General features: G+C 75.0%; 6 protein-coding genes. 3 read left to right on the forward strand and 3 right to left on the reverse strand.

The genetic code is table 11. From position 1 onward, the window contains the following. The first annotated feature begins 311 nt into the window (after positions 1 to 311). On the forward strand, positions 312 to 2,177 hold the full coding sequence (locus AB0B41_RS15060; RefSeq protein WP_358203175.1) for a C40 family peptidase: 1,866 nt from the start codon (positions 312 to 314) through the stop codon (positions 2,175 to 2,177). A 72-nt stretch (positions 2,178 to 2,249) separates the two neighbouring features. On the opposite strand, the gene AB0B41_RS15065 is transcribed toward AB0B41_RS15060, so the two are convergent. Next, positions 2,250 to 4,028: an NHL domain-containing thioredoxin family protein gene (locus AB0B41_RS15065; protein WP_358203177.1), complete on the reverse strand. Its 1,779-nt coding sequence runs from the start codon at positions 4,026 to 4,028 to the stop codon at positions 2,250 to 2,252. Positions 4,029 to 4,078: 50 nt separating this feature from the next. On the opposite strand from AB0B41_RS15065, the gene AB0B41_RS15070 reads away from it, so the two are divergent. Then, positions 4,079 to 4,885, forward strand: a complete 807-nt coding sequence (locus AB0B41_RS15070) for a DNA-formamidopyrimidine glycosylase family protein (protein WP_358203180.1) — start codon at positions 4,079 to 4,081, stop codon at positions 4,883 to 4,885. Between the two features lie 4 nt (positions 4,886 to 4,889). Here AB0B41_RS15070 and AB0B41_RS15075 read toward each other — a convergent pair whose 3' ends face one another. Further along, positions 4,890 to 5,543: a phosphatase PAP2 family protein gene (locus tag AB0B41_RS15075; RefSeq protein WP_358203182.1), complete on the reverse strand. Its 654-nt coding sequence runs from the start codon at positions 5,541 to 5,543 to the stop codon at positions 4,890 to 4,892. 118 nt (positions 5,544 to 5,661) lie between these two features. Then, on the reverse strand, positions 5,662 to 7,335 hold the full coding sequence (pgi, locus tag AB0B41_RS15080) for a glucose-6-phosphate isomerase (protein ID WP_358203194.1): 1,674 nt from the start codon (positions 7,333 to 7,335) through the stop codon (positions 5,662 to 5,664). Positions 7,336 to 7,492: 157 nt separating this feature from the next. Between pgi and AB0B41_RS15085 the strand changes: the two genes are divergently transcribed. After that, positions 7,493 to 7,924 (forward strand): hypothetical protein, encoded by a 432-nt coding sequence (locus tag AB0B41_RS15085; protein ID WP_358203184.1) that lies wholly within the window; start codon positions 7,493 to 7,495, stop codon positions 7,922 to 7,924. The last annotated feature ends 99 nt before the right edge of the window (positions 7,925 to 8,023 follow it).

An 8,023-nucleotide genomic window follows, 5' to 3' on the forward strand; every position in this document is an offset into this window, starting at 1 on the left:
CCTCGGATCATGCCCGTTCGTGTGATGGCGGACGCGGCGTGTGTCCGCCACGCTCTCGCCGGTCCAGTCGGGGCGACCGGTCGGGGGAAGAGTCGATGGCGCTGCGCGAGCGTGTGCCGGCAACGGGGTCACGATCCGTCACCAAGCGGTCGGGCCGGCATCGGGCCGGGTCGCACCGGCCCGCGATCGTCGTGCCGGAGCAGCGGGGTACCTCTCACCGCTGGATCACCGCGGAGGCCGACGAGCGGGCGCGCCGGCGTCAGTCGCGGCGGCGGCCGGCCGAGCCGGGTACCGGGGTGGAGGTCCGGCCGGTGCCCGCGGCGGCACGCGGTGCGGCCGACGGGCCCGATGCCGGCGTCGAGAGCCGTTCCGTCCGTGCGGAGGCGGCGCGGAGCGCGGCCGCGGGTCTCGCGGGGGCGCGGCTGGCCACGGCGCTGGTCGGACGGGTCGTCGCGGACTGCCGCCGCGAGGCGGCCACCCGGATCGCGGACCGGATCGCCACCGTGCACGCGCCGCTGCCCGAGCCCGGGGTCGTCGACCGCGAGCCGGAGCCGGGCGTCACGCGGACCCTGCCGGTCCGCTACCGGGGTGTGCCGACGCGCCGCCGGCCACGGCTGGCCGCCGGGGTGTGGGTGCTGCTCGGACTGCTGCTGGTCGTGGCGGTGGCCGTGCCGTCGGCGGTGCGGCAGGCCGGGATCGCGACGACCGCCGACGCGGCAGCCGAACGCTTCCCCGGCGTCTTCCCCGAGAACACCGAGCCCGGGTCCGGTGGTGGCGGAGCGGTCGCGCCGGCGCCCGCCGAGTTCACGACCGCGCTGCCCGACGGGCGCGCGCAGGTCGCCATCGACGCCGCCCTCTCGCAGGTGGGGGTGCCCTACCAGTGGGGCGGCGACGGACCGGCCGCCGGCGACCAGGGCTTCGACTGCTCGGGGCTGACCGTGTTCGCCTACGGCGCCGCCGGGATCACCTTGCCGCGCACCGCGCACACCCAGTACGTCGCGGGCCCGCACGTGCCCGCCGACGCCCCGCTGCAGCCCGGTGACCTGGTCTTCTACGGCACGCCGTCCGCGGTGCACCACGTCGGCGTCTACCTCGGCGACGGCCGGATGGTGAACGCACCGACCTACGGTCAGCCGGTCCGGACCTCGTACTACCGCTGGCGCGGCGACGACTACCTCGGCGCCACCCGGCCCGCCGCCCCCGGTCCGCGCACCAGCGGGATGCTGCAGGTGCTGCCGGAGCCTCGGGTGACCTCGCCGAACGGCTGGCCGAAGACCTTCGACGCCCCGGCCGCTCCGGCCCCCGCCGCCGCGATCGCGCCGAGCGCGGGCCTGCCGCCGGAGTCCGTGACCGCCGCCGCGGCGATGGCGGCCTCCGCCGGACCGCTCAGCGTGGTCGACGTCGCGGCACCGGACGGGGTGGTCACGGGACCGGTCTTCGGGGAGCCCGCGGCTACTCCGGCCACCGGCCCGACCTCGGCCGGACAGGTCTGGCGGCCCGCCGCGGCGACGTGGCGGTTGCCTGCGGGCGGGACCGTGGGTGGTGACCCTGCTGCTGCTCCAGCGGGTGCGACCGTGGCCGGCGCCGCCCCGGCCGGTGCGCCCACGGCCCCGGCGGCCCCGGCCCCGGCGGTCCCGACGGCTCCGACGGCTCCGACGGCTCCGACGGCTCCGACGGCTCCGACGGCTCCGACGGCCCCGGCGGCTCCGGCGGCTCCGGCGGCTCCGGCGGCTCCGGCGGCTCCGACGCCTCCGACGGCTCCGACGTCGGCGGACCCTGCCGACGCCGCCCGGTCCGGCGCCGCCCCGGCCGGGGACGTCCCGGTCGCGGAGCCCTTGACCGTCGGAACCCTGACCCTGCCCGGCGGCGAGCTCCCGCTGGTAGCGGCGCGGCTCGACCAGGCGGGCGTCCCGGTGGCGCCCGAGCCCGGCACCGCCGCGCTGCTCGACGAGGGCGACGCCCAGCTCGTCGTGCTGCGCTCGGCCGACGACCTCCCGCTCGACCACCAGCTCACGGTCGCCGTCGACAGCGCCGACCCGCGCTCCCGCACGGTGGTGGAGGCGGCGCCGCTGTCGGCGGAGGAGCTGGCGGAGCACATCCGGTCGCTGCCGGCGGGGGAGTTCCAGGTCGTCGCCCCCGCCGCCGACGGCACCTGGACGGTGGCCGAGCTCGAGTAGTGATCGTCGCCCCGGTGCGCTCAGGGCGGGGATGCCCGCCCTCCGTGCACGCAAGCGACGATCACGACCCCGTCACCGCCCGTCGACCGCCCGCAGGTCGAGCACGAGCTCGGCCGGGCCCTCGCCCGCCACCACCCGCACCGGCACGCCCCAGTCCTGCTGGTACCGGTGGCAGGCGGCGAAGACGGCGTCGCCCTCGTCGCAGGCCGCGGCGGCGACGCTCACCGACAGCACTCCCTCGCCGGGGGCCAGGACGAGCGAGCGGACCAGGCCGGGCGCGGTACCGCCGCCCTCGACCAGCAACGACGACGGCGACGCGCCCACCGTCAGCACCGTCGGGTCGCCGAAGCGCGTGTCGAGGTGCTGCCCGGTGGGCGGGGTGAAGGCGATCGTGAGCGCGACGGGCCCGGCCGCGAGGTCGGTGCGCGGGCGGCGGACGGTGTGGGCGCCGGCGTCCACCAGCGCGCCGGCCGGGATCGGCAGTCGCACGAGCCGGTGTGCCGCCGACTCCACGACCACCAGCGTCTCCCCGTCGACCAGGACGTCGCTCGGTTCGGCGAGGCTCTGGGCCAACGTGGTCACCTGCCCCCCGGCGATCCGGCGGACGGCCCCGTTGTAGGTGTCCGCCACCGCGATCGAGCCGTCCGGCAGCACGCCGACGCCGAGCGGGTGCTGCAGCAGCGCGTCGCGGGCCGGTCCGTCGCGGAACCCGAAGTCGAACAGGCCGAGCCCGACGGCGGTGCTGACCTGCGGCGTCGCGTCGAGGTCCAACGCGCGCACGGCGGAGGTCTCGGCGTCGGCGATCCAGAGCGTGTCGCCCGCGGCCGCCAGCCCGGACGGCTGGGCGAAGAACGCGTCGGTCACCGGCCCGTCGCGGAGGCCCTCGGTGGTCGTGCCGGCCAGCACGGCGAGCTCCCCGGAGACCGGCGAGAAGGTCCACAGCTGGTGCCAGCCCGCCATCGCGACGACGATCCGGCCGCGCCACCACGCCACGTCCCACGGCGTCGACAGCTCGGCCGCCGTGCCGCCGGGCTCGACCCGCTCGCGCAGCGGCGAGCCGGTGCCGGCGACCGTCCTGACGTGTCCGCCGGCGAGGCGCAGCCCGCGCAGGGCGTGGTTCACCGAGTCGGCGACGACGACGTCGTACCCCACCTCCGCGGCCACCTCGGCCGGCAGCACGGCCAGTCCCTGCGGCTCGGAGAACTCCGGTGCGGACCCGTCCCGGAAGCCCCGAGCGCCGGTCCCGAACCGCCGGACCTCGGTGAACTCGGCGTCGACCAGCACCAGCTGGTGGTGCGCCGTGTCCGAGACCAGGAAGCCGCCGGGCACCGCCACGACCTTCCCCGGGAACCGCAGCGCGGTCGACGGCGGCGGGGGCGCGACGTACGGCCCGTCGCCCCGGCGGAGCGTCCCCTTCGCGGTGTGCTCGGCCACCAGCTCGCGGATCAGCACCGCCAGGCCGTGCGCATGACCCTCACCCGCCATCTGCGCGACGACGTACCCCTCCGGGTCCACCACCGCGAGGGTCGGCCAGGCGCGGGCGGCGTAGACGTCCCACATCGCGAGGTCCGGGTCGTCGAGCACGGGGTGGTGCACGCCGTACCGCTCGACGGCCCCGTCCACTGCCGCCGGGTCCCTTTCGTGGGCGAACTTCGGCGAGTGCACCCCGACGACCACGAGGACGTCGGCGAACTCCTCCTCGACCGGCCGCAGCTCGTCGAGCACGTGCAGGCAGTTGACGCAGCAGAAGGTCCAGAAGTCGAGCAGGACGATCTTGCCGCGCAGATCCGGCGCGGCGCCGCCGGTGTTCAGCCACCGACGTCCGCGCAGCTCGGGAGCCCGTACCCGCATCACGGACGGATCAACGCGCGGGACCGCCGCCGCTGTTCCAGACTGGGGCCGTGCCGGAACTGCCCGAGGTGGAGACCGCGCGGAAGGTGCTGGAGGAGGCCCTGGACCGCGAGATCAGGTCCGTCGACGACAACGACGAGTGGGTGTGCCGGCCCCATCCGCCGGGCGAGATCGCGAAGGCGCTGGTCGGCGGCCGGCTGACCGCGGCCCACCGGCGCGGCAAGACGATGTGGTGCGAGACCGTCAACCGGGACGGTGAGGAGGGCCCGACGCTGGGGGTGCACCTCGGCATGGGCGGGCGCGTGATCGTCACGAACTCGGACGGGGAGCGCGTCGGCGGCGGCCCGGAGCGGCCGGACCGGCAGCCCCGCAAGCCGGAGTGGGACCGGTTCACCATGAACTTCGCCGACGGCGGCCGGTTCCGGCTGTTCGACAAGCGTCGGCTGGGCCGGATCCGCCTCGAGCCGGACCTCTCCGGCCTGGGGCCCGACGCCGAGGAGATCTCCGCCGCGGACTTCCGCACGCGGATCGCGCGCAGCCGGTCCGCGGTGAAGGCGCGGCTGCTGGACCAGTCGGTGATCGCGGGCGTCGGGAACCTCCTCGCCGACGAGACCCTGTGGCGCGCCAAGATCAGCCCGGCGGCGCCCGCGGACGAGCTGGAGCGCACGGAGCTCGACCGCCTGTACCGCAACCTCGAGAAGTCCCTGAGGTCCGCGATCGCGAACGGCGGCGTGCACACCGGCGAGGTCATCGAGCACCGCCATCCCGGCGGCCACTGCCCGCGCTGCGGCGCCGAGATGCGCCACGGGACCGTCGGCGGCCGCAGCACCTGGTGGTGCTCGAAGGAACAGCAGTAGTCGGTCAGTTCAGGGCGGGTTCCGGGTGCCGGGCGCGCCACCACAGCAGCACCCCGGTGCACATGGCGAGCCAGGCGGCGCCGGTGGCCCAGCCGGCCACGACGTCGCTGAACCAGTGCACGCCCAGGTAGATGCGGGTGTAGCCGATCCCGCCGATCCAGGCCGCCGCGACCAGCAGGGCGCCGAGCCGCAGCGGGCCGGTGAGGTGCGGCCAGGCCAGCACGACGAGCGCCCCGACGACGGCCATGGACATGGTCGCGTGGCCGGAGGGCAGCGACTCGTTCCCGGCCTCGACCAGGCGCACCGCCAGCGGCGGCCGCGGGCGGTCCAGCACCCGCTTGACCAGCGTGAACACCACGCTGGCCCCGGCCGTCGTGGCGATCAGCCACACGCCGTCGACCCGTCGCCCGCGCACGACCAGCACGATGCCCGTGACCACGGCGAGCACCGCCATCGCGGCGGTGCTGCCGAGGTTGGTGAACACGACCAGGATCGCCGTGACCCCGACGGAGCGGCTGTCGATCGCCCCGGCGAGGGCCGAGCCGTCCTCGTCCGCCGGCCCGACGCCGGTGAACGCGGCCCAGATCAGCCCGGCCGCCAGGGCGAGCAGGAGGACGGAGCAGGTCGCGGTGAGCGCGAGGACGCGGCGGCCGGGCACCCCACCACTCTGCCCACGCCGGACCGCCGGCGCCCGCCGACCGGCCGGATCCTCAGCCGCGGCTCAGGAGGGGTCGTGCGTGCCGACTGCTCCTAGAGGGGCAGTCGGCGCTCACGGGTCAGCTGCGGCCGCGGAGGGTGCGGTACCGGCGGATGAGCGCCGCGGTGGAGGCGTCGAGCGCGGAGAAGTCCGGGTCGTCGCCGTAGAGGGCGGGGCCGAACTGCTTGGCCATCACCTTGCCCAGCTCCACGCCCCACTGGTCGAAGCTGTCGATGCCCCAGATCGTGCCCTCCACGAAGGTCTGGTGCTCGTAGAAGGCGATGAGCTGGCCCAGGGTCGACGGGGTGAGCTTCGGCGCGAGGATCGTCGACGTGGGCCGGTTGCCCGGCATGACCTTGTGCGGCACGACGTCGGCCGGGGTGCCCTCGGCCTCGATCTCCTCCTTCGTCTTGCCGAAGGCGAGCGCGGCCGTCTGCGCGAACAGGTTGGACATGAACAGGTCGTGCATGTCCGCGCCCCCCTCGCCCGGCAGGTCGTGGTTGGGCTCGGCGAAGCCGATGAAGTCCGCGGGCACGAGCCGGGTGCCCTGGTGGAGCAGCTGGTAGAAGGCGTGCTGGCCGTTGGTGCCGGGTTCGCCCCAGAAGATCTCGCCGGTCTCTGTGGTGACCGGGGTGCCGTCGGCGCGCACCGACTTGCCGTTGCTCTCCATGGTGAGCTGCTGCAGGTAGGCGGGCAGCCGGTGCAGGTACTGCGAGTACGGCAGGACCGCGTGGGTCTGGGCGCCGAAGAAGTTGTCGTACCAGACGTTGAGCAGGCCGCTGATCACCGGCAGGTTCGCGGTCAGCGGGGCGGTGCGGAAGTGCTCGTCGATCGCGTGCATGCCGGCGAGGAACTCGGCGAAGCCCTCCTTGCCGATCGCGACCATGAGCGAGAGCCCGATGGCGGAGTCGACGGAGTAGCGGCCGCCGACCCAGTCCCAGAAGCCGAACATGTTGGCCTCGTCGATGCCGAACTCGCGGACCTTCTCGGCGTTCGTCGACACGGCCACGAAGTGCTTCGCGACGGCCTTCTCCGCGTCGTCACCACCGCCCAGGCCGTCGACCAGCCAGGTCCGGGCGTTGCGGGCGTTGGTGAGCGTCTCGAGCGTGGTGAAGGTCTTCGACGAGACGATGAACAGCGTGGTCGCCGGGTCGAGGTCGCGGGTGGTCTCGGCGAGGTCGGTCGGGTCGATGTTGGACACGAACCGGCACTCGATCTCGCGCAGCGAGTAGTCCTTGAGCGCCTCGTACGCCATGACGGGGCCGAGGTCCGAGCCGCCGATGCCGATGTTGACGACGGTGCGGATCCGCTCGCCGGTGGCCCCGGTCCACTCCCCGGAGCGGACCGTGTCGGTGAACTCGCCCATCCGGTCGAGCACGGCGTGGACGTCGGCGACGACGTCCTGGCCGTCGACCGTCAGCGAGGCCGTCCGCGGCAGGCGCAGCGCGGTGTGCAGCACCGCCCGGTCCTCGCTGGTGTTGATGTGCGCGCCGGAGAACATCGCGGTGATCCGGTCCGGCAGGCCGGCGGCCTCGGCCAGCGCCACCAGCTTCGGCAGCGTCTCGCCGGTGATCCGGTGCTTCGAGTAGTCGAGGACGAGGTCGGCGCCCTGGACGGTCATCGCCTCCGCCCGGCCGGGCTCGGCGTCGAACAGCTCGCGGAGGTGCGCCGGCTCGACAGCCGCGTGGTGCTCGGTCAGGGCCGCCCACTCCGGGGTCGCGGTGATGTCTCGGGGGATGTCCACGCCGGACATCATGCCCGCGTCGGGCCTGCCTGACACGTCCCGCGAACCGCTGGCGGAGGGTGTGGCTACCACGAACCCGGCTGTGGTGGCGGCGTGCTGTCCGGGGCGGGGCCGCGCGCGATCTCCTGGGACCCGACAGGAGAGACCATCCCCGAAGGAGCGCCCTGTGAGCGAGCAGCCCGTCCCCGCCCCCGGCAGCACCGGTTCCGCCGTCCTCGCCAGCCCCGCCTGGGTCATCGGCGGCCTGCGCAACCGCCCCGGCTACCTCGTCACCGCCGAGGGGCGGGTGGCCTTCACCGACGGCGAGGAGACCCTGTTCGACGTCCCGCTCGCCGAGATCTCCGGCGTCACCTACCCCTGGTACTGGTTCGGCGGCGGCTTCAAGGCCCGGATCGCCGGGAAGACCGTCAAGATCACGTTCGTGAAGCCGAACGGCATGCCGAGCCCGGACCCCTCCGCCCTGGAGCTCGGCCTCTCGGCCCTGGGGGTGGCGGCCGCGTTCCAGGGCGTCGGGCACGTCGGCGACCTGGCCGGGCTGGCGTGGATCGCCCCCGGTCGCAAGGCCACGGCGCAGTGGCGGGAGGTGCTCCCGGCCTGATCGCCGCGGGCCCGTCCGGGCCCGGCATGCCGTTCGGCTTCACGAACGTGATCTTGACGGTCTTCCCGGCGATCCGGGCCTTGAAGCCGCCGCCGATCC

The sequence above is a fragment of the Pseudonocardia sp. NPDC049154 genome (assembly GCF_040648315.1).
Lineage (GTDB): Bacteria > Actinomycetota > Actinomycetes > Mycobacteriales > Pseudonocardiaceae > Pseudonocardia.

Excerpts from the sequence above, each read along its gene's own strand:
- pgi (WP_358203194.1), bottom strand. The coding sequence starts at position 7,335 with ATGTCCGGCGTGGACATCCCCCGAGACATCACCGCGACCCCGGAGTGG.
- AB0B41_RS15065 (WP_358203177.1), bottom strand. The coding sequence starts at position 4,028 with ATGCGGGTACGGGCTCCCGAGCTGCGCGGACGTCGGTGGCTGAACACC.